General features: G+C 60.5%; 25 protein-coding genes. 13 read left to right on the top strand and 12 right to left on the bottom strand.

The window, feature by feature from the left end; genetic code table 11:
• Positions 1 to 32: 32 nt before the first annotated feature.
• The 4 genes from VH599_00740 to VH599_00725 all read left to right on the top strand — a co-directional run bounded on the left by VH599_00740 (position 33) and on the right by VH599_00725 (position 4,239).
• Positions 33 to 995 carry an ABC transporter permease gene (locus VH599_00740; GenBank protein HEY7346812.1) on the top strand — a complete coding sequence of 321 codons (963 nt, stop codon included), beginning with the start codon at positions 33 to 35 and terminating at the stop codon, positions 993 to 995.
• A gap of 68 nt (positions 996 to 1,063) precedes the next feature.
• On the top strand, positions 1,064 to 2,026 hold the full coding sequence (locus VH599_00735) for an ABC transporter permease (protein ID HEY7346811.1): 963 nt from the start codon (positions 1,064 to 1,066) through the stop codon (positions 2,024 to 2,026).
• Positions 2,027 to 2,045: 19 nt separating this feature from the next.
• Entirely contained in the window at positions 2,046 to 3,161 is a 1,116-nt protein-coding gene (locus VH599_00730; GenBank protein ID HEY7346810.1) for an ABC transporter ATP-binding protein, read from the top strand.
• 19 nt (positions 3,162 to 3,180) lie between these two features.
• Positions 3,181 to 4,239, top strand: a complete 1,059-nt coding sequence (locus VH599_00725; protein ID HEY7346809.1) for an oligopeptide/dipeptide ABC transporter ATP-binding protein — start codon at positions 3,181 to 3,183, stop codon at positions 4,237 to 4,239.
• Positions 4,240 to 4,359: 120 nt separating this feature from the next.
• Here VH599_00725 and VH599_00720 read toward each other — a convergent pair whose 3' ends face one another.
• The 4 genes from VH599_00720 to VH599_00705 form a co-directional block, all read right to left on the bottom strand.
• The gene (locus VH599_00720; GenBank protein HEY7346808.1) at positions 4,360 to 7,617 is read right to left on the bottom strand and encodes a hypothetical protein; all 3,258 of its coding nucleotides are present in this window, start codon (positions 7,615 to 7,617) and stop codon (positions 4,360 to 4,362) included.
• A gap of 109 nt (positions 7,618 to 7,726) precedes the next feature.
• Positions 7,727 to 8,242, bottom strand: coding sequence for a hypothetical protein (locus VH599_00715; GenBank protein ID HEY7346807.1), 516 nt, complete (start codon positions 8,240 to 8,242; stop codon positions 7,727 to 7,729).
• Between the two features lie 46 nt (positions 8,243 to 8,288).
• Positions 8,289 to 8,876, bottom strand: a complete 588-nt coding sequence (locus VH599_00710; protein HEY7346806.1) for a hypothetical protein — start codon at positions 8,874 to 8,876, stop codon at positions 8,289 to 8,291.
• Between the two features lie 111 nt (positions 8,877 to 8,987).
• Positions 8,988 to 9,674, bottom strand: a complete 687-nt coding sequence (locus VH599_00705) for a helix-turn-helix domain-containing protein (GenBank protein ID HEY7346805.1) — start codon at positions 9,672 to 9,674, stop codon at positions 8,988 to 8,990.
• Between the two features lie 224 nt (positions 9,675 to 9,898).
• Here VH599_00705 and VH599_00700 point away from each other — a divergent pair, with 224 nt between their 5' ends.
• The 5 genes from VH599_00700 (at position 9,899) to VH599_00680 (ending at position 12,572) form a co-directional block, all read left to right on the top strand.
• Complete coding sequence (locus VH599_00700; GenBank protein HEY7346804.1) at positions 9,899 to 10,408, top strand: Asp23/Gls24 family envelope stress response protein; 510 nt, start codon at positions 9,899 to 9,901, stop codon at positions 10,406 to 10,408.
• 12 nt (positions 10,409 to 10,420) lie between these two features.
• Positions 10,421 to 10,894, top strand: coding sequence for a hypothetical protein (locus VH599_00695; GenBank protein ID HEY7346803.1), 474 nt, complete (start codon positions 10,421 to 10,423; stop codon positions 10,892 to 10,894).
• A gap of 25 nt (positions 10,895 to 10,919) precedes the next feature.
• Positions 10,920 to 11,555 carry an alkaline shock response membrane anchor protein AmaP gene (gene amaP / locus VH599_00690; protein HEY7346802.1) on the top strand — a complete coding sequence of 212 codons (636 nt, stop codon included), beginning with the start codon at positions 10,920 to 10,922 and terminating at the stop codon, positions 11,553 to 11,555.
• A 147-nt stretch (positions 11,556 to 11,702) separates the two neighbouring features.
• Positions 11,703 to 11,996 (top strand): PLD nuclease N-terminal domain-containing protein, encoded by a 294-nt coding sequence (locus tag VH599_00685; protein ID HEY7346801.1) that lies wholly within the window; start codon positions 11,703 to 11,705, stop codon positions 11,994 to 11,996.
• Between the two features lie 30 nt (positions 11,997 to 12,026).
• Positions 12,027 to 12,572 carry a DUF1269 domain-containing protein gene (locus VH599_00680; GenBank protein HEY7346800.1) on the top strand — a complete coding sequence of 182 codons (546 nt, stop codon included), beginning with the start codon at positions 12,027 to 12,029 and terminating at the stop codon, positions 12,570 to 12,572.
• Positions 12,573 to 12,634: 62 nt separating this feature from the next.
• Here the strand turns inward: VH599_00680 and VH599_00675 are convergent, their stop codons facing one another.
• From VH599_00675 to VH599_00665, 3 genes are all read right to left on the bottom strand, one after another.
• The gene (locus tag VH599_00675; GenBank protein ID HEY7346799.1) at positions 12,635 to 15,442 is read right to left on the bottom strand and encodes a LuxR C-terminal-related transcriptional regulator; all 2,808 of its coding nucleotides are present in this window, start codon (positions 15,440 to 15,442) and stop codon (positions 12,635 to 12,637) included.
• A gap of 114 nt (positions 15,443 to 15,556) precedes the next feature.
• Positions 15,557 to 16,204, bottom strand: coding sequence for a DUF1269 domain-containing protein (locus VH599_00670; protein ID HEY7346798.1), 648 nt, complete (start codon positions 16,202 to 16,204; stop codon positions 15,557 to 15,559).
• Between the two features lie 139 nt (positions 16,205 to 16,343).
• Positions 16,344 to 16,841, bottom strand: a complete 498-nt coding sequence (locus VH599_00665; protein HEY7346797.1) for a peroxiredoxin — start codon at positions 16,839 to 16,841, stop codon at positions 16,344 to 16,346.
• 125 nt (positions 16,842 to 16,966) lie between these two features.
• On the opposite strand from VH599_00665, the gene VH599_00660 reads away from it, so the two are divergent.
• Together VH599_00660 and VH599_00655 are read left to right on the top strand one after the other, a co-directional pair.
• Entirely contained in the window at positions 16,967 to 17,149 is a 183-nt protein-coding gene (locus VH599_00660) for a hypothetical protein (GenBank protein ID HEY7346796.1), read from the top strand.
• 138 nt (positions 17,150 to 17,287) lie between these two features.
• Positions 17,288 to 17,965, top strand: a complete 678-nt coding sequence (locus tag VH599_00655; protein HEY7346795.1) for a hypothetical protein — start codon at positions 17,288 to 17,290, stop codon at positions 17,963 to 17,965.
• A 100-nt stretch (positions 17,966 to 18,065) separates the two neighbouring features.
• Here the strand turns inward: VH599_00655 and VH599_00650 are convergent, their stop codons facing one another.
• Entirely contained in the window at positions 18,066 to 19,808 is a 1,743-nt protein-coding gene (locus VH599_00650) for an AMP-binding protein (protein HEY7346794.1), read from the bottom strand.
• Between the two features lie 186 nt (positions 19,809 to 19,994).
• Positions 19,995 to 20,237, bottom strand: coding sequence for a hypothetical protein (locus tag VH599_00645; protein HEY7346793.1), 243 nt, complete (start codon positions 20,235 to 20,237; stop codon positions 19,995 to 19,997).
• 71 nt (positions 20,238 to 20,308) lie between these two features.
• Between VH599_00645 and VH599_00640 the strand changes: the two genes are divergently transcribed.
• Positions 20,309 to 22,069: a hypothetical protein gene (locus tag VH599_00640; protein HEY7346792.1), complete on the top strand. Its 1,761-nt coding sequence runs from the start codon at positions 20,309 to 20,311 to the stop codon at positions 22,067 to 22,069.
• Between the two features lie 95 nt (positions 22,070 to 22,164).
• Positions 22,165 to 22,761: a Uma2 family endonuclease gene (locus tag VH599_00635; GenBank protein HEY7346791.1), complete on the top strand. Its 597-nt coding sequence runs from the start codon at positions 22,165 to 22,167 to the stop codon at positions 22,759 to 22,761.
• Here VH599_00635 and VH599_00630 read toward each other — a convergent pair.
• The 3 genes from VH599_00630 to VH599_00620 form a co-directional block, all read right to left on the bottom strand.
• A complete protein-coding gene (locus VH599_00630) occupies positions 22,758 to 23,261 on the bottom strand; it encodes a ClbS/DfsB family four-helix bundle protein (protein HEY7346790.1) in 504 nt (167 codons plus the stop codon). The two genes, VH599_00635 and VH599_00630, sit on opposite strands and share 4 nt — an antisense overlap.
• 65 nt (positions 23,262 to 23,326) lie before the next feature.
• On the bottom strand, positions 23,327 to 23,521 hold the full coding sequence (locus VH599_00625) for a hypothetical protein (GenBank protein HEY7346789.1): 195 nt from the start codon (positions 23,519 to 23,521) through the stop codon (positions 23,327 to 23,329).
• A gap of 620 nt (positions 23,522 to 24,141) precedes the next feature.
• Positions 24,142 to 25,002, bottom strand: coding sequence for a tetratricopeptide repeat protein (locus tag VH599_00620; GenBank protein ID HEY7346788.1), 861 nt, complete (start codon positions 25,000 to 25,002; stop codon positions 24,142 to 24,144).
• Positions 25,003 to 25,066: the final 64 nt, after the last annotated feature.

Below are 25,066 nucleotides of genomic sequence, written 5' to 3'. Positions count from 1 at the left end.
TGACACACAGCATTCAGCGAGGGCAAGACTCTATGGGACGCTACATCATACGGCGCCTGCTCCAGGCTATCCCCCTGCTTTTTATGGTTTCTGTGGTCGTCTTTCTCTTGATTCATCTGATCCCAGGAGGCGCCGACGCGGTTTTTCTCAACCCAAAACTCACTGGAGCCGCCCGCGCGGCAATACGCCATAACCTTGGAATCGATCAGCCACTGCCTGTGCAGTATTTCACCTGGATCAAAGGAGCCATCACTGGCGATTTCGGCCACTCCTTTAACGACGGCCAGACCGTCATCAGCGATGTTGGGGCGCGCGTTGGACCCACCATCGAACTCTTCGGGTCGGCGCTGCTCTTTGCCTTGATCCTGGCGATTCCGCTGGGCGTGACCTCAGCCGCCCGCCAGTACAGTATCGTGGACTACACGATCACGTTCTTCAGCTATTTTGGCATTTCCATGCCCATCTTCTTCTTCGCGTTGATCATGCAAGAGATCTTCTCTGTCAAGCTGGGCTGGCTCCCCGATTTTGGCCGCAGCAGCGACGAGGTGTATGCTTCGACTTTTGATTACTTCCTTGACTATACGCTGCACCTGATCTTACCGATGATCGTGCTTTCACTGGCCTTTATGGCAGGCTGGAGCCGCTACATGCGCGCGAGCATGCTCGAAGTGAAGCGCCAGGATTATATGCGCACGGCCCGGTCGAAAGGGCTGGGGCCTGTCGCCGTCCTGGCGCGTCACGGCCTGCGCAACGCCTTGATTCCAGTCTTGACCGTCGTCGCGCTGAATTTTGGCGCTATCGCAGGTGGGGCGGCAGTAACAGAAACCATCTTCGCCTGGCCGGGCCTGGGAAGCTTCTTTATTCTCTCGTTAACATCACGCGATTACCCGGTCCTCATGGCGATGCTGTTGATGTCGGCAGTAACGGTCATTACTTTCAATCTGATTGCTGATGTCCTCTATGGAGTGCTTGATCCGCGCATTCGCTACAATTAGTGACCTGTGGCGGTCAGTTGTTACCGTCCTGAATCATCGCGGCAAGGCCGCTGAAAGGAGACTCAGCAGTGAGTTTACAATCTCAGGTTGTTCCACCATCGCTGCCCGGAGATGAAAACCTGGATGAGTTGTTCGCCCTGACCCCACAACTGGCCCGGAAACGACGCAGCCAGTTGCGGATTATCTTCGATCGCTTTATCCGTAACCGATTGGCCGTCGTCGGGTTCGTGGTGCTGGTGCTGATGGGCCTGGCGGCGCTCTTTGCGCCGATACTTTACCACGCTACCACGACCTTCGATCCATCAACGAATATTGACCTCAGGAATAGCCCGGCCTTCCAGAATCCCTCGTTCCAGCATCTGCTTGGAACCGATGAGCTTGGGCGCGATGAAATGGCGCGCATCCTCTACGGCGGGCGCGTCTCCCTGCTGATCGGCATCTCTTCGATGTTTATGGCAATCTTCGTGGGAGTCACCATCGGCGCTCTCGCTGGCTACTTTGGTGGCGTTGTTGACAACCTGCTGATGCGCGCGACCGACATCATCCTGGCGATTCCACTCTACCTGCTGCTCTTTGTCCTCTCGGCCAGCTTCTCAAATGGATCGATCCTGAGCATCGTAGTGCTGATTGCCCTCTTTGGCTGGACCGAAACGTCTCGCCTGGTAAGAAGTGAGTTTCTGGCGCTCAAAGAACGAGAATTTGTCATGGCAGCGCGCACGCTGGGCGCCAGCAACCTCCGGTTGATGGTGCGGCATATCTTGCCCAATGCCATCGGGCCAATCATCGTCAGCTCGACGCTGCTGGTCGGCAATAATATTATTATCGAATCGATCCTGAGCTTCTTTGGCTTTGGCATCCAGGTGCCACTGGCAAGCTGGGGAACGATGGTCGCCAACGGCAAAGATTACTTTTTGGAGCATTCCATGCTCGTCTGGGCGCCGGGCCTGTGCATTTTGTTTGTCGTGCTGAGCTTTAACCTGATGGGTGATGGGCTGCGCGACGCTCTTGACCCCTATCTCACTGAACGGTAATGGGAAGGAGACGCTGACTGTGGGGAAGTTGCTTGAGATCAGCAACCTGAAGACGTACTTCAGAACCCGTGAGGGATGGGTGCATGCTGTGGATGGCGTCAGCTTCAGCATCAACGAAGGCGAAAAGCTCGGCATCGTCGGGGAGAGCGGCTGTGGCAAAAGCGTCACGGCGCTCTCCATCATGCGCCTTATTCCCTCCCCGCCCGGTGAGACGCTCGATGGCAGCATCATCTTTGGCGAACAAGACCTGCTGGAACTCTCCGAAAGCACCATGCGCAAAATCCGGGGCAAACAGATCGGCATGATCTTTCAAGACCCGTTGACTTCCCTGAATCCGGTGCTGACTATCGGCTACCAGATTGCCGAGGGCTTGAAACTGCATCTGGGCCTGGATAACCAGCAGGCCAGACGGCGCGCCATTGAACTGCTGCGCGAGGTCGGCATTCCAGAGGCAGAGCGGCGTCTCAATTCGTATCCCCACCAGTTCAGCGGCGGCATGCGCCAGCGCGTGATGATTGCGATTGCGCTGGCCTGCCGTCCCCAACTTATCATCGCTGACGAACCCACCACCGCGCTGGATGTCACGGTGCAGGCGCAAATCCTGGAACTGATCGACTCGATAGGCTCGGAGTATAACAGCGCCGTCATGCTGATTACCCATGACCTGGGTGTCGTGGCCGGGATGACTGATCGCGTGGTCGTCATGTATGCCGGCCATGTGGTCGAGGTGGCGTCCACCGATGAACTTTTTGCCAATCCTCGCCATCCCTACACGCTGGGATTACTGGCATCTGTTCCCCGCCTTGATGAAGAGCGACAGGAGGAACTGACTCCCATCGAGGGCGCGCCACCCGATCTCCTGCACCCACCGGAGGGGTGTCCGTTCGCGCCGCGCTGCCTCTTTGCCACCAATCAGTGCAAAGCTCCGCCGCCACTGCGCTCGGTTGGCAATAACCATGTCACGGCCTGCTGGTACAATATCAATGAACCAGCCGACCAGCAGCGCGCTGCTGCCCGGCGCGAGGCACGCGCCCGCCGCCTGGCGATGCTCGACGCGACTGCCCAGGCCATTGTTGCAGCCGGTTCAGATGGGCAAATCGCCTCTAACCCGGATGAGCAAACGGCAGCCAACTAACCCAGGAGAAGAGGATGCGATGAGTGAATCTGTACAGCAGACCAGTGTCGCAGAGGGCATACCCACACCGCGCAGCGATACGCTGCTCACGGTCAATGATCTGGCGATGTACTTCCCCCTGACATCGGGGCTGATTATCCAGCGCACGCATGGCTATATCCATGCCATTGATGGGGTGAGCTTCTCTATCCGGCGAGGCAGCACGTTGGGCCTGGTCGGCGAAAGCGGCTCCGGCAAAACGACGATTGGACGCTGCATTGTTCGCCTCTATAAGCCCACACGTGGCTCTATCCTGATGGATGGCGTTGATCTCAGCCAGGTCGCTGGCAATGATCTGCGTCAGGTTCGGCGCAAGGTGCAGATGGTCTTTCAAGACCCCTTCGCCTCGCTCAACCCGCGCTTCTCGATTGGCTCACTGATTGACGAGCCAATGCGGATTCACCGTATCGGCACCAGCCGCCAGGCGCGCGCGCGCACCGAAGAACTGCTTGAACTCGTCGGCCTCAATCCGGCCTTTTATGATCGCTATCCCCACGAGTTCAGCGGCGGCCAGCGCCAGCGTATCGTCATTGCCCGCGCCATTAGCATCAACCCGGAGTTCCTCATCGCGGACGAGCCGGTTTCCGCGCTGGATGTCTCGATTCGCGCGCAGATTCTGAACCTGATGCAGCGTCTGCAACGGCAGCTTGGCCTCACCTATCTCTTCGTCTCACATGATTTGAGTGTCGTGCGCCATGTCGCCGATCAAATTGCTGTGATGTATCTGGGCAAGATTATGGAGCTGGCGGATCGGGACGAGATTTATCGGAGGCCCAAACATCCCTATACCCAGGCGCTGCTTTCGGCGGTCCCCATTCCCGACCCGAAAGTGGAAAAAAACCGCCAGCGGGTGATCCTCGCCGGAGACCTGCCCAGCCCGGTCAATCTCCCCAGGGGCTGCCGCTTCCACACGCGCTGCCCGCTGGCGCAGGCGATCTGCCGCGAGGTCGAACCGCCCTTCGAGGACAAAACCGGCGCGGGTCATTTTGCCGCCTGCCACTTCTCCGATCAGGTAAAGGCGCCTCTTCAGAGCGACTAACCATCGGCCCAACGCCACCCCACCCCGCCCGCGCCAGCACGGAGGCTGGCGGTACACGCAGAAGGCCGTCGCGTGTACCGCCGCCGTCCCTGGCGGCGGGTGGGGGGTGTGGTATAAGCATCAGGCGCGGCTCGGCGGAGGCACGAGCGCGGGTGTCTGCAAGTCACGGACGCGCGCGTTGAATGCGGCTACGTCCGTAGCAATGAGTTCTTGCAGGCGCTGCTGATAGGCTTCGACGCGCGCCGCAAGCTCCGCAAACAGTTCACGGGATGATTGGGTTGGCGCGGCCTCGGCGCTGCTCACGGCCATGCCCAGGAACGCCAGGTGCGCGTTGAATCTGATCGGGTAATTCAGCGTGTCCTGGCGCGTCTTGGCCTTCGTCTGGATCAACTCCTCCTCCAGCGCCGTCAGCTTCTCCTTCAGCAGCCGGGCCTCTTCCCTGATCGCTTCGGCTGTCTCCTGTCCCCTGGTCTTACGCTCCCACTCTTCGACCTGCTTCCGCAGCGTTCTGAGGGTCTGGATCATATCGTGGGTCTGCGAAAGCCGGGACTGAATCTGGAGCAGCAGCTCGAACTGCGCCTGATAGTCCTCCTGACTGGCTGCCAGGCGCGGGTCAGGCACGATCTCAAACGATTCAGTATAGGAGGCATCGCCAACGGTCAGGCGCACAGCATACATCCCCGGCGGCACGACTGGTCCGGCCAGCGCCGCCTCCGAGGCGACATACCCCGCCACCTTGCGGGTATCGGGATAGCGCATATTCCAGACAAAGCGATTGGCTCCGGCTTCCTTGGGCGCGCGCGGCTCTTTCTTCTTCTCCTCTTCCTCCGTGTCAACAGCCATGTATTCGCCATTCTTGCCATTGGCTGGCCCTTCTTCTGCCTCCTCGCTGGAAAAGCTTCTGATCTCCTGGCCGTCGGCGGTGAGGAAGGTCAGCTTGATCTCCCCTTCTGGCTTCTCCTTGAGATAGTAGTTCACGATGACCCCGGTAGGCGGGTTCTCCCCGGCGTCCAACGGCTTGGAAACCTTGGCCCCGCCCGGCTTCTCCACCTGGCGCGTGGTGATCATCCAGGCGCCCCCAAACCGATAGCTTTTGCCGGTTGGCGCATCAGACCCAAAGCCAAGCCTGGGCAAAAAGCGCAGCGTCGGGCGCGGCTTGAAGAGATGCGCCGTATCGTCGGCCATGCTGGCAGCGACCTGGCGCAGCGGCGTCACATCATCCAGAATCCAGAAGGAGCGCCCATGTGTCGCTACCACCAGATCGTCCTCGTGAATCACGAGATCGTGAATAGGCACAGTGGGCAGGTTCAACTGTAACGACTGCCAGTGCGCGCCGTCATCAAAGGAGACCCGCATGCCAGTTTCGGTTCCGGCGTAGAGCAGGCCACGCCGCTGCGGGTCTTCGCGGATGGCTCGCGTAAACTCGTTTTCGGCAATACCAGATGTGATCTTCGTCCAGGTCTTGCCGTAGTCATTGGTCTTGTACAGGTATGGCTGGAAATCGTCCAGCTTGTAGCGCGTCGCCGCCATATAGGCGGTGGCCGGATCGTGGGGCGACGGCTCGATGATGCTGATCAGCGCCCATTCCGGCAAATCGCCTGGCGTCACGTTCTCCCAGTGCTGGCCGCCGTCGCGGGAGACATGCACCAGCCCATCATCGGAGCCAGCCCAGAACAGCCCGCGCTCAAGCTTCGATTCGGCAAAGGCGAAGATCGTGCAGTAATATTCCGCGCCGGTGTTGTCTTTGGTAATCGGGCCGCCAGAGGCTTCCTGCCGTGAAACATCGTTGCGTGTCAAATCCGGGCTGATCACCTCCCAACTGCTGCCCTCATCTGTCGAGCGGAATACATGGTTGCCGGTGACATAGAGGACGTTGGGGTCGTGCGGCGACAGCAGGATGGGATAGGTCCACTGGAAGCGATACTTCATGTCCTTTGCGCCCAGGCCGCTCGCCGCCTGGGGCCAGACCATGATGTTGCGCTCGTGGTGGGTCCGGCGATCATGGCGCGTCAGATAGCCTTGATAGTTTCCGGCGAAGATGATGTTGGGGTCATCGGGCCGCACCGCGATATACCCGCTTTCACCGCCGCCAATCTCCAGATACTCAGCCTCGATGATCGCGCCATAGGACGAGCGGCTGGGGACGCTCAAGGTTGAGTTATCCTGCTGCGCGCCATACACGCGATAAGGCGTCTGGTTATCGGTGGTAACGTGATAAAACTCCGCTGTTGGCTGGTTATAGATCGAAGACCAGGACTCAGAACCGTTAAAGGAGACGCACGCGCCGCCATCGTTGCCGTTGATCATGCGCAGCGGGTTGCGCGGGTCAATCCAGAGGTCATGGTTGTCGCCGTGTGGAACCTGCACCTCGAAGAAGTTCTTGCCGCCGTCAATAGATTTCCAGCAGCGCACGTTCAAGACCCAGAGCGTTTCGGCGTCCTGTGGGTCAGCGTAAATGTGCATGTAATACCAGGCGCGGGCGCGCAGGTTGCGCTCCTCGGACAGCTTCTCCCAGGTCTGACCGCCATCATCCGAGCGAAAAACAGCCCCATCCTCGGCCTCGATCAGCGCCCAGACCCGCCCCTCTTTGGCGGGCGAAACGGCCACGCCAATCTTGCCGAGCTGCCCTTTGGGCAGACCCTTGTTGCGGCTCATCTCGGTCCAGGTGTCGCCCCCATCAGTGGATTTAAAAAGGCCGCTGCCCTCGCCGCCGCTGATAAGCTGATGCGGCATGCGTCTGGCTTCCCAGAAGGCGGCATAGAGGATACGCGGGTTGTTTGGGTCCATCGCCAGATCAATCGCGCCAGCGTTCTCACTGCGGAAGAGGATCCGCTCCCAGGTCTTGCCCCCGTCGCGCGAGCGATAGACGCCGCGCTCTGCGTTGGGGCCATGCGCGTGCCCCAGCGCCGCTACATAGACCAGATCAGGGTTCTGCGGATGGATGCGTATTTTGGCGATATTGCGCGTGTCTGCCAGGCCAAGATGCGCCCAGGTCTGGCCGCCATCGGTGGACTTATAGACGCCATCGCCATGCGAAACGTTGCCGCGAATCGTCGTCTCGCCCATGCCCACATAGAGGACGTTGGGGTCCGATTCCGCGACGGCCAGCGCGCCCACCGAAGCGCGCTTGAAAAAGCCATCGGAGACGTTTTCCCAATAGCGCCCGCCATCAGTCGTCTTCCAGATGCCGCCTCCCGTCGAGCCGAAATAAAACACCTGGGAATGAACGGGGTCTCCGGCTACGGCCACGACGCGGCCCCCGCGATAGGGGCCAACCAGACGCCACTCCAACGAACGCAGCAAAGCGGGATGTATCACCGCTTCAGCCGCCGCGTGAGAAGGGTGGTCACTGTGGGTTCCATCATGTACGCTGCTCATGTCCTTAAAGCGCCCTTTCACATTGAGATATACGGATGTGTATTATAGCCTGTTCCACAAGATAGCGGAACAGGCTTCGTCCCCTCTAGAGAGGCGGTGCGTTGGTTGTCTATATGGGTGATTGGATGCTGTCGTTCCCACGACGGCGCGCGGCGATCTCGGCCTGCTGGGCAAAGCGGTCACGGACCATTGCTCGCTCCGAATAGTCGAAGAACGAGCAGCCATACGTGCGATGCACCACGGCTTCGCGCGGGTCTGCGCGACAGCGACCCAGCCCGTACCCTGCATCCAACGCCTGATAGAACCGACAGCGCCCGCAGTGGCTCTGGATGCGCTTGAGTCGGCGGTAAATGAACTCGATCAGGATCAGCAGCAGCAGCATTCCCCCGAAGACCAGAAACGGGAAGCCCAAAAATAGGAGTGGGAAGTCTGCGGGAGCGCCCTGTACAAACTCCATCCCCACAAAACCCGCCAGAAAGGCCAGGCCGATGCCAGTCAACAGTATCGCGGTTGCCAGGCCGAAAGGATCAGGTTGGTTCCAGCAGCCGCGCACCGCCAGGGAGAAGGGCCGCCGGGGCTGGCGATGCCGATACAGGCGCCCCTGCCGAAAATGAAGCACAGCCATAGATAGCGGCCTCCTCGTGATAGGTAGAACCTCGATACAGATGTGTCTACGTGGCGGCAATTTCGCCCTCCAGGACCAGGATGGGCGCTTCTGGTTCTGCTTTCGCCTCGTCGCGCGGCAGATAGTGCTCGGCGCGGCCCAGCGCGGTAAAAGCAAAGCAGATGGGAATGATCATCGTCAAAACGCCAATGACTCCATAGACCAGGACGACATTTCTGGTCCATTCAATTGCCAGCCCGCCCAGGAACGTACCCATCGGAATGGCTGACCAGGCCAACACCCCTGCAATGCTGATGACGCGCCCAAGTAACTCGTTGGGGACAATCGCCTGGCGCAGACTGCCGGTGTTAATATTAAAGAGAATGCCTAGGCCAGCGATCAGCGCCCAGAGCGGCATGGCGGCCCAATACCAGGATGTCAGCGAGAACAGCACCGTCAGCCCTCCGCTGAGCATCAGCGCGCCCAGGGCCACTGTACTAAAAGACCAGCGTTTGCGCAATGGTCCGGCTAGCAGCGGCAGCGCGAAGAGGGTAAAGGACCTCCCTAGATTGGAGATCGTCTCGCCGGTCAGAAGCTTCCAGAAATCGGTATCCAACTTGCGGGCGGGCGCCGGGGCGCTGGTGAAGGTGAACACGAACGGCTCCTTTAGAGGATACCATAGAAAATACCAACATCCCACAGGAGACTACGCCTTTTTGAGATAGACAACACCCCATAGGAGACTACGCCCCAAAGGGGCGCGTACTCACGGTCTTTGGGCGCCTGGCTTCTCAATACCCATCTGCTGTGGCGCCGCATCGGGGGCGCGCTCATGAGTAGGATAGAAGCCCATCAGAAACTCGTACAACTGCGCGCCTTCGGGGGGCGCATCGTCGTGCAGACGCTGAAACTCGTCATCCAATGCCTCCAGGCGTTCCAGATACGCACGCGCTTCCTCGGCGGTCAGCCAGAACCAGCGCCGCCCCACGTTGAGCTTGCGCTCCGGGGGCGCGTCATCCGAGAAATGCGCCAGCCCTGACCGCACACTGCGCATCATGTCGCTGTGGGTGTAATCCAGCACCGCCGAAAGGAAGACCTCCAATCCTTCGTAGCCTGCCGAGGTGGGCGCGGGCGAAAAGAGCCGCCGATCAACCGAGAGCTTATAAGCCGTGGCTTGATATTGCTTTTCCAGAATACCGGAAACCAGGCGCGTCCCCACGACGCGCACCAGCCCATGCTGCTCCAGCAAACCGATATGGTAATAGAGCTTGGTCTGTGAAAGATGCAGGGCCTTTGCCAGCTCCTTGGTGGTGCGTGGGCCGCCGCGCAGCAGATTCACAATGTTCAGGCGCAGCGGGTCCGTGACGACCTTCAGCGTCTCCAGGTCCGAGATGATGAAAAGGTCTTCCGGCAGCACCTTGTCGCGGCGTTCCTCCGTTTGCTCGGCAGGCATGAGATTATCCTTGAACATTCATAACTTTTAGAACGATTGTAACGTATCTGAAAACCAGAGTCAAGAGAGGGAAATGGCTGTTACAGCCCGCAATAATACATCTTTTGATACATGCCTTCTGCGCAATGGCATGCTAGGCTTTTGGTAATCGCAGAAGGCTCCTGGTATTGGGGCTAGAAGAGTCAATGCGCTGGCAGCAGATGACGCGCTAAACGGAGGTTCCTATGTCTGAGACACGCTTGAATTCCCCTAATTACCGGCCCATTGACCGGGTGACGCCGTTTGGCATTGCGTCCGGCAGTTCGCCGGGACCGATCATCGAGGCGTCCACGCCTCAAGGCAAAACAACCGTCGAGGATATTGTTGTTGCAAAAATTGTGGACATCGCGGCGCGCGAGATTGATGGGGTGCATGACCTGACGCCCACCAGCAGCGTGGCGCGAGCAGCGCCTGGTGGGATGACTTCAGGACTGGCCTCGCGGATCACGAGCGGTGAACAACGGGGCCAAAAGGTGAATGTGCTGGTGGGCGAACGCGAGGCCGCCGTTGATATGGGCATGATCGTCAACTACGGGGTGAGCATTCCCCAGGTGGCCGACGCGGTGCGGCGCAATGTGATTGCCCGCATTGCCGCGATGACCGGCCTGGTCGTCAAGGAGGTCAACATTGACGTGAGCGATCTGTACTTCCCGCAGGAGTCAGAGCAATCACAGCCCCAGCCGCGTGTCCAGTAAAGAGGGGAAGACGTGTCATCCTCGTGGCCCCCTGAAGAGGGGGAGAACGGCATGACCACCCATCAGGCGGATGTAGCTCATCTGCTCGCTGCCTCGATGATTAGGCCGCCTGAAACAGCGCCGGACGATCTGACGCTGGCGCGCGTTATTGCTCAGGTGGTGCGCTGCGTGCCGGGTGTGCAGGGGATGAGCGCGGGGCGTTTTGGAACCGTTGCCACGCATGGGCCGGGGGGCCGGGCGCCCGGCGTGGTCGTGCGCCGCGCTGTGTCCGGTCAGTTTGCCATTGAAATCCATCTGATAGCAAGTGAAGCCCTCCTGCGCGCCGCGCTGCCAGGGAACGCCAGCGGTTCCGCCGCGCGCCTGCCAGGGACGCCCTTCCTGCTTGCTCTGGCCGGGCAGGTGCGCGCCGCCATCCACGAAGCAGGGACCGGCCACTGGCTTTTCTCGGCGCCTGGCATTGATGTATCTATTGACGACCTCGCTTGAGGATCTCGGCTGTAAAGAAGGCGCTGTGTTGAATGCGATCAATCGTTTTATTCTGCTGCTGCTGAGCCTGGTGGTGGTGGTCTTCGCAGCCGTTGCGCTGCTTCTGATGGGCGATCTTATTCGCCCTGAATCCGTGAGTCCTGGGGGCGTGCTGCTCGGCCAGTGGCAATTCTTTGCCGGGCTGCGCGGCCAGGATTTCACCAACGTGGTGGTCGTTTGCGCCCTGCTGATGGGGGCTGGTTTGCTCTTCCTGGCGATGGAACTGCCGCCCTGGCGCAGCACTGGCGCTGCGTCGAGCGCGTATGTGCTGCTTCACGATGAGTTGGGCCAGGTGACGGTGGCGCGCAGGAGCGTGCGCGATCTGGTGCGCTACGAGGCGTCATCCGTTCCTGGGGTGATGGAAGTTCGCCCGGATGTGCGCGATGGCCCCAAAGGGCGAGGGGTGCGGGTTTCTACTCGGATTGCTCTGGCATCCGATGCGGATGCGAGCAGCGTGAAAGCGGAATTGCAACAGAAGATTCGGGCATCGGTGCAGCGTCACTTTGGCCTGTCCGTCGCTGGCGTGCGGATAGGCAGACTGAAGGTGTCTGCGGATGACGAGGCGCTGCGCCGGGGGGTGGGCTTCTCAGAGCAAGCGGTCCCTGATGCAGAAGAAGTGTAGCCTTCGCGCTCCGGCCAGGATATGTATCGAAGGATGTAGTGTTCTGGCTCAAGACAGCAGCGCAAAAATACATCTTTCGATACATGCCTTGCCCTGGAGAGCGGGATACACTTGCTCTGTATGCAGCGCGCAAAAGAGAGGCATCTCATGCGGTTTTGGGACTGGTTCTGGTTGTTCTTCTGGCTCTTTCTCATCGTCGTTCCGGTTACGGCGCTGTGGGTCTCGATCATGATTGATCTGGTCAAACGGCCTGATCTGGTGGGCTGGAGGAAGGCGCTGTGGGCGCTTGCCGTGATCTGTTTCCCCCTGCTGGGCGCGCTGGCCTATCTGATCGCGCGCCCTGCGGGGTCTGCATGGGAGATGAGCGCGCAGGAGCGACGGCGCGCGGATGAGCAGCGCGTGAGAAACGCGATTGAAGGCGGTGGGGTCGTCCCAAACTAAAGAGTTCCTCAGTGAAGAAGGAGTGTGAGCATGAGCAATTTGATTGCTATCACGTATCCCGACGAGTATCGCGCGGCGGAGGTTATGGCAACGCTGCGGCGCTTGAGCGGCGCGTATCTGATCGATCTGGAGGATGCCGTCTATGTCACCAAAGACGCCCAGAGCAAGATCAAGCTGTATCAATCCAGGAACCTGACCGGAGAAGCCGCAGGCGCAGGCGCTTTGTGGGGCGCGTTGATCGGCCTGATCTTCTTTATGCCTATCGCGGGGGCAGCCATCGGGGCAGGTATGGGCGCGCTCGCTGGCAAGTTCAGCGATTATGGCATTGACGACAATTTTGTGAAACAGCTCGGCCAGAACATGCCCCCGAACAGTTCGGCCATTTTCGTGCTGGTGCGCAAGGCCACGCCTGATAAGGTGCTGCCAGAGGTCAGTAAGTATGGCGGCACAATCATCCAGACTTCTCTGCCGAAGGAGGCTGAGGAGCGGCTTCAGGCGGCGCTGGAGCAAGGAGGCGGGCCAAAGGGTCCGTTGATGCAGCAGGAGCAGGCGCCCGGCCCAACGCCGATGGCATAAGCGAGCGCCCACTTGCAGCGCCGCCAGGGACGGTGGCGCTGCAAGTATGCCACATCTCGCTCTCAGGCAGGAGAAGAGAACGGTGAGCCAGGCGTCATCTGGATGCGCGTTGGCAGGAGCAGATAGCGTTTGTGGGCGACGGCAATCGCTTGCGTGCGGCTCTGGACGCCCAGTTTCATGAAGATCGTGTTGATATGGCGCTTCACCGTACCCAGGGCAATCACCAGATGTTCGGCGATCTCCTGGTTGGAGGCCCCTTCCGCCAGCAAACGCAGCACCTCCAGTTCGCGCTGGCTCAGCGGCTCTAGCTGGGGCGTCACTGCCGCGTCGTTGACCTGGATTCTGTGAGCCAGCAGGGGGATGGCTTTCGGCTGTGCCTGGCTTTCCTCACGTTCTTCGAGGTCACACGCGGCCAGCAATTGCTCTAAATAAGATCGCTGCTGCTCGGACGGGGCGCTGTGCTGCCTGCGCGCCTGGGCGCTGCGCAGCAGGCCAAGCAGCCGTCTCACCGTTGTCCCTCCGTCTACGATGGTGCGCACGAAGCCTTCTCGTTCTGCCAGGCGCAGCGCGCGCCTCAATTTGGTCAGGGCCGTGTGTGTCTCGCCGAAGGCTTCATATCCCACTGCCTGAAGGACCAGATTTTCCAGAACATAGCGCATACGCTCGCCAGCCTCGGCATCAACCCGGAGGCGTGTGAGGGCTGCGAGGGCTTGATGCGCTTTTCCCGTTGCCAGCGCGACGCGCGCGCTGACGAGTTTTTCCCAGTCCCGCAGGCCGCGCGGATAGCCTTCAGGGAGCGACATCTGCTCGTATTCTCTGGCCCAGGCGCTGGCCGCTTCCAGATTGCCCTGGAGGACATGCAGCCGCGCTTGATAGGAGCGAACTAGCCGCGTGGCCCAAGCCCCGGCCTCCAGATTGTTCGCCTCCAGGCATGCCTGGAGTTCTTGCCCGGCCTCCGGCGCTCCCTGGGCGGCACGCGCCATCGCCAGCCAGCAGGAGCCGATGAGCAAGGGGATCGGCGCGCGCAGCGAACGGCTGAAGGCGATACCTGCTTCGAGCGCGCTGATGGCGCCCTCCAGATCGTTCGTCTCGTAGAGCAGTGCGCCCAGGACGATGTTGATCTCTAGCCCTTCGCTCGCCAATCCACGCCCGGCTATGTCCCGCGCCGCCTTCCTCGCAAGCTGCAAGGCTTCCTGCAACCGCCCATGCAGCAAGGCCGTCTGTGCGAGCGCGGCGATAGCCCCGTATTTCAGGTAAAAAGCGTCCTGCGCCTCAGCAAGATGGATCGCTTCTGTAAGCGTCTGCCGGGCCGGGAGGATGGCCCCGTTCAGAACGTGGGCGGTTCCCAACGCCAGGAGGGCGTTCTGGCGGTTTACATCGTCAAGCCCGGGTGTCTCTAGCGCCTGGGTGGAGGCATGGATGCACGCCACGATATTCCCCCGCGCGAGCATGAGCGAGGCCCGCGCTGCCGCGATCCCCCCTTGCAGCGCCCTCTGGCGCAGTGTCTGGCCTGGCCGCAGCTTGCGCAGGCTGGCGGCCTCTGCCTGAAGCAGCGCGCGCTCGCAAGCATCCAACTGGCCGCCGAGAAGCATGACTCTTGCGGCGACGAGGGATAAAGCCGGGCGCGTTCGCAGCAGCGGATCAGGGAGGCGCCCCAGCCACTCGCGCAGGTGGGCAAAGTCTCCGCTGCCCAGCGCGCCGGGGGCGGCAGACTCGATCAGCCGGGCCGCGCGCTCAACGTCTCTGGCGGTGAAGGCGTGGCGAATCGCTTCGTGGAGCGATCCCTGCGCTTCGTACCAGCGGCTGGCGCGCGCGTGGAGTTCGGCAATGCGCTCAGGAAGCGCCTGTTCCAGACGCAGCCGCAATACTTCTGCGAAGAGCGGATGATAGCGATACCACTGGCGCTGATGGTCGAGCGGCTCGATGAAGAGATTCCGGCGTTCCAGCGTTTCTAGCTGTTCCTGGCTATCCGTTATGCCACAGACCATATCGCACGCCTGAGCGCAGAGACGCTCCAGCACTGAGGTCTGGAGCAGGAACAGTTGCAGAGAAGCGGGAAGACGCCTGAGCGCCTCCTCGGTGAAGTAATCCACCAGATAGCGATCTCGGCCACTGAAACTGGCGACAGCTGCTTCCCCCTGGTGCTGTATGGAGATCGTCGCAAACTGAAGACCGGCGGCCCAGCCTTCTGTGCGCGCGTAGAGGGTTTCGATCCTCTCGGCAGGGAGCGGCTGGCCCAGGCGCGCTTGAAGAAACGCGCCAGCCTCTAAGCGTGTCAGTCGCAGATCGGGGGCGCGCAGTTCCAGCAGCAGCCCGCGCGCCCGCAGCCTTGGAAGCGGCAGCGGAGGCTCGGAGCGGCTGGAGACCACCAGATGCGCCTGTGGGGGCAGACGCTCAAGCAATAAGCCGACCATCTCGTGAAGGGCCTGGTTGTCGCTGGCGAGCAGATGGTAATCGTCCAGCGCCAGAGCGAGGGGCGCGGTGGTGGCCTTGAGCGCGTTGATACAAAGGGTGAACGCCTGTTCGGCGACGTGTGGATGGGGTTTCTGGAGCCAGGGGTATCCGGGGGCGAGCTTCCCAGGAAGGCACGTTTCAATCGCCATGAGCAGATACGTCCAGAACCTGGCGGGGTCGTTATCGTCTGCATCAAGCGAGACCCAGGCTACGGGAAGCCGGGCGCAGGCGGCCCACATGGCGAGCAGCGTCGTCTTGCCGGAACCCGCAGGCGCGTTGAGCAGCGTCAGCGGATAGCCGGACGCCTGCCGCAAGCGATCCAGCGCCCCCGTCTGTACCAGCAGGGAAGGGCTGGTCTGCGGGATGGCGAGCTTTGTCAGAAAAAACGGTTGCTCCAGCGGCAGCGTGCGTTTCACGACGATAGTACCTCATCTGTAAGAAGGTGACGGAAATGGAAGCAGAGAAGGCTCACGAGAGAGTCGGTGTCTCTCGTGAGCACTTCTGCTGTTCAGGACGCCGCGCAGGCAGAACTATATCTGGCCTGGGTGCACTTCGCCCTGCTCTGACGTATCCACTTGCTCCGGGGGGATCGGCCTGGCTTCCTTGTCAGTGGCCTCCTGCTTATCATCAAATGTTGTGCGCCCGGCAATGCTGGCTTCGTCGGCCCCAACAGCGGTGTAGGCGACACCGTGACCAGCTTCTAGCTGCTCGGCAATGTCTGCTTTGATTGATTCGGTCACTACGTTGGCCCCATAGTCTGCCAGCATCTCCTCAACGTCTTTGACCCAGGTATGTTCGATCACCGCCACCAGGGCTGAACTGCCGGGGGTCAGCGCCTGGCCGAGCTGTTTGAGCCGCTCATCGGAAAAGCCGGAGTCGTGCAGCCTGGCGGCCAGCCCCCCGATGAGCGCGCCCGCCCCGGCTGCCAGAACCAGCGGCCCCGCCAGCAGCCCGGCGACGGCCCCGACAACGCCTCCGATAGCCGCGCCTTTGCCGCCGCGCATATCTTTTGCCTCTTTGATGTGCAGCTTGCCCTCCTCATCGCGGTGGAGGACAGCGGCATTTTCGATGCCAATGACCTGTTCTTTCTTCGCCTCTTTGAGACGCTTTAAGGCTTCTTCTGCTTCGTCTTCCTGTTGGAAGGCTGCCACAATGACCTGGATAGGAACATCGCTCATGGCTCATCCTCCTGTGTGCTGCTTATCGCCTGCCCCTTGCTGAGAGGCGAACGGATAGTGAGGGCTACCCACCACTACAGCGTTTCTCTTTGCAGAAGGTGTGCCATTTGGATAGCGATCAGCATATGGCGCTGGGGCGCTATGCCTCCTGCTCGCCGCGCAAGGTTTCCAGGGTCTTGAGTGCTTCGGCCACATGGGTCTTCGCGTGAAACTGATCGGTGAACAGATGGCGCACCACACCTTGCTTATCAATGATGTAGGTGACGCGCCCTGGGATCAGCCCAAACCTGGCAGGCACGCCGTAGTGCTTGCGAATGACGCCGTGGGGATCGCTCAGCAGGATAAAGGGGAGCCGGTGCTTCGCGGCAAACTGCTGGTGCGATGCCTCCGAGTTAGAACTGATGCCGATAACTTCCGCGCCAGCATCCTTGAAGACTTCGTAGCTGTCGCGGAAGGCGCAGGCTTCGGCGGTGCAGATGGAGGTGTTATCCGCCGGATAGAAGTACAGGACAACGTTGCTTTTTCCCAGGAAGTCTTTCAGGTTCACTTGATCGCCTGATTGTGTTGCGAGGGTGAAGTCGGGAGCCTGGTCGCCGACCTGCACCCGGCCTTTGACTGCCGTCTGTTGTTTTGCCATGCTGGTCATGTCTCCTTACGTTGGTACCGCTTCTGAAGCGTTTCTTTCTGGGGGTTTGCCCTTCCTGAGAGGAGATACGCTTGCGCTTTACAAGGGGTGGTCTTCGCGGCGCAAGAGAAACGCCCTTGCTTTCAAGTCCCACCACCTATCGGGGGTTGCCACTTGTAGCGCCGCCATCCTGGCGGCTCAACGCTGGCCTGCTGGTCCGGTGGCCTGGGGGCGAACGCTCGCCAGGGCGCAGCGGTGGCCGCCTGGAAGGCGGCGCTACCAGTACCATGCCTCGCTTGCCACCACCTCATGTTTGCTAGAACCTTGCTTTCATGCCGGCTTGACTTTGGCGGTATGCTGAGATGGAGGAGCCGTCTGGAAGGCGGCGCTGCAAGTGACTACCACTCGCATTCAATGGGATGTGGCCTTATTTAGTCAGCATGGAGGGACGTACATCAATGCCTGATAATCTGCCTCAACGGGTCGGCTCCCAATCAGGCGGCTCTGCCGCTCACCCGCCGGAGACGCAGACGCCTCTGTCGCCAGGCGGCGCGCCTGCTGTGGCGAGCAAAACACATGGGCTTGCCCGCTTCTGGGCCAAGCTGGGGCTGCCCGGCCAGATTGCATTAGGAGCGGGCCTGGCGGCGCTGGTCTGCTTCTCGCTGCCCTGGTATGCCGCGCCCGATCGCTCGAAGATTATCAATCGGATGTTTCACACCGCTGCTCATATTGGCTGGAGCGCCGCCGTCAGACTAAGTGGCATCGGCCCGCCTCCTGGCTCGCTGGACCTGTTCCCGCAGCTCTGGTTGATCCCGCTGAGCGCGCTCGCTTTGCTGGTGACGGCCTGGCTCGCAGGTCAGCGCCGCGTCGCGCAGCGACTGGCGGCGGGCATCACGCTGGCGCTTTCGGTCCTGGCGCTGTTGGTGGAACTGAGCTTTTATCTTCAGATACAGGCTCTTGAAGGATTCTTTGGGGTTCAGGAGGAAGAAGGGTCGCTCATCCTCCCGCCAGCCTACAGCGTGACGTGGGGGTTCTGGGTGGCTGTTGCGGTTAGTGCTGTCGCTGTGGCCGCCAGTATCTATACGCTCCAGCCGCGCCCGCTACAGCCGGAGGATGTTGAGGAGTCGGCGTGTTGAAGCCATAGCCGATAGAAGCAGTGAACAGAGCGCCGCCCCGGCAAGCTCCTCTTTGAGTTGCCAGGGCGACGCTGCAACGGGTTGACGGTCCGAGCGAGTATCAGGCGGTCTGGATGTTGGCTGCTTCGCGCAGGCCGAGTTCCTCGATGGACTGGTTGCGCATGATGAACTTCTGAATCTTGCCGGTGACGGTCATGGGGAAGGCGTCCACGAACTTCCAGTAGCGCGGAATCTTGAAGCTGGCGATCTGGCCTTTGCAGAAGGCAACCAGTTCTTCGCTGGTGGCGGTCTGGCCCTCCTTCAGCTTGACCCAGGCCATCACCTCTTCGCCATATTTGGCGTCGGGGACGCCAATGACCTGCACGTCGGCGATCTTGGGGTGCGTATAGAGGAACTCTTCGATCTCGCGTGGATAGACGTTTTCGCCGCCGCGAATGACCATATCTTTGATGCGCCCGACGATGTTCACATAGCCATCCGCGTCCATTGTCGCAAGGTCGCCCGTGTGCATCCAGCGCGCGGCATCTATGGCCTTGCGCGTGGCCTCTTCGTTATCCCAATAGCCCAGCATAATCGAATAGCCGCGTGTGCAGAGTTCTCCCTTCTCGCCGCGTGGCACGATCTGGCCGGTATTGGGATCAACGATTTTAACCTCGACGTGCGGGTGAATCTGGCCGACGGTGCTGACGCGCTTTTCCAGCGCGTCGTCCAGATGTGTCTGGAAGGAGACGGGGCTGGTTTCGGTCATGCCATAACAGATTTCGACATCTTTCATGTGCATGAGATCAATGACCTGGCGCATCACCTGCACCGGACAGGGCGACCCGGCCATGACGCCAGTGCGCAGCGAACTCAGATCATATGTGGCGAAATCGGGGTGCGCCAGTTCGGCGATAAACATGGTCGGCACGCCATAAAGCGAGGTGCAGCGTTCGGCCTGGATGGCCTCCAGCACCGCGCCTGGCTCGAATGCCTCGGCGGGATAGACCATCGTAGCGCCCAGGGACACGCAGCCCAGGTTGCCCATGACCATGCCGAAGCAGTGGTAGAGCGGAACACAAATGCACAATCGGTCCTGTTCGGTAAAACCTTGCAGCGCAGCCACGAAGTACCCATTATTCAGGATATTGTGATGACTCAGTGTCGCGCCTTTAGGGTTGCCAGTAGTGCCAGAGGTGTATTGGATGTTGATGGGGTCATCGAACTCTTGCTCGGCCTGCCGCTCGGCCAACTGCGCAGGAGTGATCTCGCTGGCGCGACTCATCACATCGGCCCAGGTCCACATGCCTGGAGTGCGCTCGTCGCCCAACCGGATAACATGCCGCAGGTGGGGGATACGCCGGGCATCCAGATGTCCTGGCTCACTGCGTTCCAACTCCGGGCAGAGCGTCTGCATCATCTCCAGGTAGCTGGTCGCGCGAAAATTGGGCGAAAGCACCAGTGCGGTGCAGGTTGATTGATTGAGCGCGTATTCCAATTCATTCAGCCGGTAGGCAGGATTGATATTGACGAGAATTGCGCCAATCTTAGCAGTGGCAAATTGGGTGATACACCATTCGGCGACGTTGGGCGCCCAGATGCCCACGCGCTGCCCCTTCTGGATGCCGAGCGCCATCAGTCCACGCGCACACTGGTCCACCTCGCGGCGCAGGTCGGCGTAGGTGTAGCGCAGATGCTGGTGGCGCGAAACCAGGGCCTCGCGGTCTGAAAAACGGCTGACGGTCTGATCGAATGCGTCGCCAATGGTCAGGCCAAGCAGCGGAGTCTGGCTGGCTCCACTCACATAGCTCCATTGCAGCGTGCTTCGGTCATGTCCATTGGCTGCCTGTCCGGCGGTTGTCATTGCTGCCTCCTGTGGATGCGCCAGCGATGGCGCTGACGCCTGCTGCTGCGTTGCGCAAGGGCTACCCTGAGAGAAGGGAAGCATCAGTATTTCGATTATAGCGACGTGGCGGATAGCCGTCAACATCTGGCGGGCCGGGTACAGGGCGCTGTAAACGCCTGCTGGCCGTTTCTACCGCCAGCGCCATTAGGGTTCCACCAATGATCGGGGGTTGCCGCTGGTAGCGCCGCCGTCTCGGCGGCCAACGGTGGCCTGCTGGTCCGCTGGCCTGGAGGGCGCACGCTCGCCCTGGCGCAGCGTTGGCCGCCTGGAAGGGACGCGCGAGCGACCAACGGGAGCGAGACTGCCGAGGCCCAGCCGAGGCAAGCGGCCCTTCCAGAAGGGAGGCGGCGCTACAGGTGGCCCCCGCTTTTTGGTAGAACCCGCCATTAGCGCCTCGTTGACATGGAACGCCTGGCTATGCTACCCTTCTGTCAGGCCGACACAAGGGAGGATAAGCAATGGCGGTTATCCAGGGCAAAACGGTACTCATCTTTGGCGGGTTTGGATTGGCGGGCAGCGCCATCTCTCGCCTGGCGCTGGCAGAGCGGCCAGCCCGACTGATCGTGTCCTCGCTGCACAATGAGCGTGAAGAACAGACTCTGCGCGCGCTGCGCCAGGAGTTTCCTGATACGGCCATTGAGGCCGAGTGGGGCAATATCTTTGTCCGCGAATCGTTGAAAGATTTCAGCCCCGATCAAATCCGCGCCGACCCCGCGCTTCGCCAGACTTATCTCGACGATATGTTTGGCGAGCTTTCTCTGGACGAAGATGCAGCCATCCTCTCTCACTCGATGCTCTATCGGATGATCTTGCGGCATCAGCCGCACATTCTGATTGATTGCATCAATACCGCGACAGCCTTCGCCTATCTGAACGTCTACGAGAGCGCGGCGGAACTGCGCGCCACGCTTGCCGCCGGACGGGATGCCCCACAGGGCAGCCGCGACGATTGGCAGAAGCTGGCGCGCGACGCTGCCGAAAAGCATCTGACGACGCTCTATATTCCCGGGCTGGTGCGCCATGTGCAGATTCTTTTTGCCGCCATTCGCCGCAATCCCCGGCGCTCGACGTACCAGCAGGGCGCTGAAATCTATCTGAAGGTCGGCACGACGGGTACAGGCGGCATGGGCTTCAATATCCCCTACACGCATGGCGAGGAGCGCCCTTCGCGGATGCTGCTCTCCAAGTCGGCGGTGGCGGGCGCGCATACCATGCTGCTGTTCCTGATGGGCCGCACGCCCGACGCGCCCATTATCAAAGAGGTGAAACCAGCGGCGGCCATCGCCTGGGGCCGCGTGGATGTCGGCCCGATCATCCGGCGCAATCGCCCGATCCCCCAGCAAGATTGCCCGCCAGAGGGCGGTATGCGCCTGGAGATGGGCCGCGCCTTCGATCTCGATATGCATCATGGTTGGCAGCCCATCGAAAAGCCGCTGGAGGATGTGTACGTTGATACCGGCGAAAATGGCCTCTTTTCGCGCGAAGAGTTTGCCGCGATTACCGCGAACCAGCAAATGGAGTTTGTGACGGCGGAGGACGTGGCGCAGTTGGTCTTGCACGAGATTCACGGCGGCAATACCGGCCATGATGTTGTCGCCGCGCTGGATGGGGCTGTCCTCGGCCCGACGTATCGCGCGGGCAAGGCGCGCAGCCGGGTGCTGGCGCATATGGACCGCCTGAGCAGACAGCACCACGCGCCCAGCGTGGCCTTTGAGATGCTGGGGCCGCCGCGCCTTTCCAAGCTGCTCTTTGAGGGCTGGCTCTTGAAGCAATGTTATGGTGGCATGAGCGCCGTCGTCGCCAGCACGCCCCAGGCACTGAGCGAGCGGCTGGAAGCGTTCGTGCGCACGTCAGAAGAAGCGCGCATCCGCATGATTTCGGTGCGCATCCCCATTTTGCTCGCTGATGGCGGGACGCTGCTCTGCGGCACGCAGGTGGCGGTGCCGGGCGCTAAAGCGGAACTGACGCCCGCCCGGCTGGAGCGTTGGGCGCACGAAGGCTGGGTAGACCTGCGCCCAGCCGAGATGGAACGCTGGCAGGGCTGGCTGCGTCAGTTGCGCGAGCAGATCAGCCGCGAGGCTGCCCACCCCGGCAGCGGCTCGCACTTCACCCGCCAGTTCACCGACGACGCCACCTGGGAAGCCTGTGACGATCTGGCGATTGGCGAGGTCGTCTCCTGGATTTTCAACCACGTCGAGGGTGGGTATCGCATCAAATAGAAGTAGGGGAACGTTTCCCTGCCGCTTTTCCGGCTGGCCTGGCCTGTGCTAGAATGTCTAGAGAGAGGTCGTTACCCAGCAGAGAGGGGGCGCACATGGGCCGCTACACTATCACCATTGAGCCAGGCGCTCTTACCAGCGCCGAAGAATACGCCCGCTTGCCAGATGAGCCGGGCTGGCACACAGAACTGACCGATGGGAGAGTAATTCGTATGCCGATGGTGAAGGATCATGCGCACGGCTGGATTATTGATAATCTTTCTCGGCGCCTCTCTCCCTATGTGCATGACCGTGAGCTAGGCCGCTTAACCTATAGCCAGGAGGGCTACGATATTAGCAACCCTGGCGCTGAAGGTGAAACGGCCTGGGCGCCTGATCTGGCCTTTGTGGCAACAGAGCGGGTATCCATCGTGCGGGAAGCGCGCCGCCTGGGCATCTACCCTCGCCTGGCGCCCGATCTGGCCGTAGAGGTCATTTCCCCTTCCCAAACCCGTAAAGAAGCCACCGACAAGGCACAGCGGTGGCTGGCCGCTGGTGTGCGCCTGATGTGGGTGATCTGGCCGGAAAGCCAGACGGTAGAGGTCTGGCAGGCTGATGAGCCGATGCGCACGCTCAGCGCGCATGATCGGCTTGATGGCCTGGAGGTCGTCCCTGGCTTCACGATGCCCGTTGCTGAATTGTTTGCGTTTTAGCCCCTTTGGCTCTCCTCCTGCCTGATCTTGTCCAGCCAGGCGCGCATGTCCAGCTCATGTTCCTCGTGAAAATGGGCGAAGAAGGCTGCTCCAGTGAGCGGCTCGCCGCCAATCCAATCGAAGCGGTTGGGGTCCAGCAGTTCGGCTTCGGGAAACGCGCTGAGGATGTCTACCAACTGCTGAAAGACGGCGCGCGACTCCTGGAGTACGTCGGCTACCGGGCGATCCCGGTTGGATGCGTAAATCCAGGCGTTGATCTCGTCGTCTGTCTGTAAATGCGGCGGCCAGGGTGGCGGTGGAGATGACTCATGCCGCAGGGCCGCCTGAAAGCGCCTCACTGTCCGGCTCCGCCAGCCCGTCAGGTGCGCCACGATGTCCTTGACCGACCACCCTCCGGCGACGTCTGGCCGGGTCATACGCGCTTCGCCAATGTCGTCCAGCAGCGCTTCCCAGCGGGCAATTTCGTCCTTGAGATCGTTGAGTAGCTGTGCTTTGCTCATACCGGCGCTTCTAGCGTCCTCCAGTTCGTTTTAGGATAGAGAGAGCATATCACATCAGTCAGCTTTTAGGCGCTGTAGCGCATGGACCAGTCATCGGCCTGGTCCAGCAGTTCGAGATAGCGCGCGAGCTTTCGCGCCTCGTCGTGCTGGCCCTGGCGGCGCAGGTCTTTCAGGCGCAGTAAGAGCGCGTGCTGCTCGCGCAGGCTGACGGACGCCTGCTCGTCTTGCCTGGTCATGGCCTGGATGCGCTGCTGATTCATGGGTGTACCTCGCTTTCAGAAGACAAAAGAGTCCACGCCTCTTATGGGACGAGGCGTGGACTCGTGGTACCACCCATATTAGCAGCGCGTCGCTGCTCACTCACTCAGACAACATCCAGAGCGCATGAACAGACGCGCCTCTAGACGGATCTGGCTCTCGGATAATGGTGAGAGTAACCAGCGTGGCCTACTGCCGGATAGAACCGGGTTCAGCTATGCAGCTCCCAGGTGAATGGATGCCAAAGACCGCGCGAAGCTTCCACCCTGCTTCGCTCTCTGGAACGGCCCCATGCTGGCATCTGTGTTCCTGTTCGTCGCGCTTGCAGTATTCGTTTTTCTGAGCGTAATCATATCATCAACCAGGGCGGCGCGCAAGGGGCGCTGGTCCGGTTGTAGCAAAAGACAGCCGTCCTGTGCCTCCTGGCAGAGTATCCAGGAGGCTTGCCCGCCTGTGATTGAGAAGAATGGCGGCAGATTGGAATGGCAGCGTAGCATGCCTGAATCGGAAGAGACGCTGGCTTGCTATTGGATAGAGTTGTCAGGATAGACGAGAGAGCCAGCCCAGGTCTGGGAGGAAACAAAGGCGAAACTGACCAGGGGGCTGAACTTGGCTCCCAAGGTCAGCTTCGCTCCTTGCGGTTTCGTGAGGACAGTACGTGACGGATGGCTGCCCAAAGTGCTTTGTAACCTCGCCACTTGCGCAAGACGTAGCTTCTGCTCTGCCAGGTAGAAGAATCGCTTGGGTCAAGTGCGAGCGCCTGGTCATACGCGGAGAGCGCCTCTTCGTACCGTTTCTGTTCTGCTAATGCGTAACCTTTCGACTTCCAGATGCGCGGATCTTGCAGATCAAGGGCTGTTGCCTGATCAAAGGCCGCAACTGCCTCTTCGTACCGTTTCAGGGAGATGAGTGCAAAGCCCTTAGCATCCCAGGTGCGAGCATCTCTCGGATCAAGAGCCACAGCCTGCTCGTAAGCCGAAAGCGCCTCCTCATCCCGCTTAAGCCCTGCCAGCGCATTGCCTTTATCAAGCCAGGCAATGGCAAAGGTGGGAGCCAGGCTCTGAGCCTGCTCTGCCGCCATCAACGCCTCATCATAACGACGCAAGAGGCGGAGGGTATCCGCCTTTTTCCCCCAGGCCGAGGCGGCAAGAGGGTCAAGCATTATTGCATGTTCATAGGCAGCGAGAGCCTCCTCATACCGCTTCAAAGCAACCAGGGCCATGCCTTTGTTGATCCACGCTCCGGTATGATTCGGGCTCAGGGTCAGGGCATGCTCACAAGCTGCCAGGGCTTCTTGATAGCGTTTCAGATACCAAAGGATACTTCCTCGGTTACCCCAGGTAATTACACTGTTGGGAAAACGTCTCTCTTCCTCCTGGGAAACCTCCAGTGCTTCTTCATAGCGATGCTCTTTGAGCAAAGCTTCCATTCGCTCGTGCAAGGATTTGGAATTACTCGGATTATTTGTCGCTTCTCCGTCCATTGGAATATGGAGACATCCTCTCATTGAGAAGGAAAGCCTGGCTCTTTGCTAAATAGGCAGAAGC

Source organism: Ktedonobacterales bacterium (genome assembly GCA_036557285.1).
Lineage (GTDB): Bacteria > Chloroflexota > Ktedonobacteria > Ktedonobacterales > DATBGS01 > DATBHW01.
Note: the sequence above shows the minus strand (reverse complement) of the source record. Positions and strands in the feature narration are given on the sequence as shown.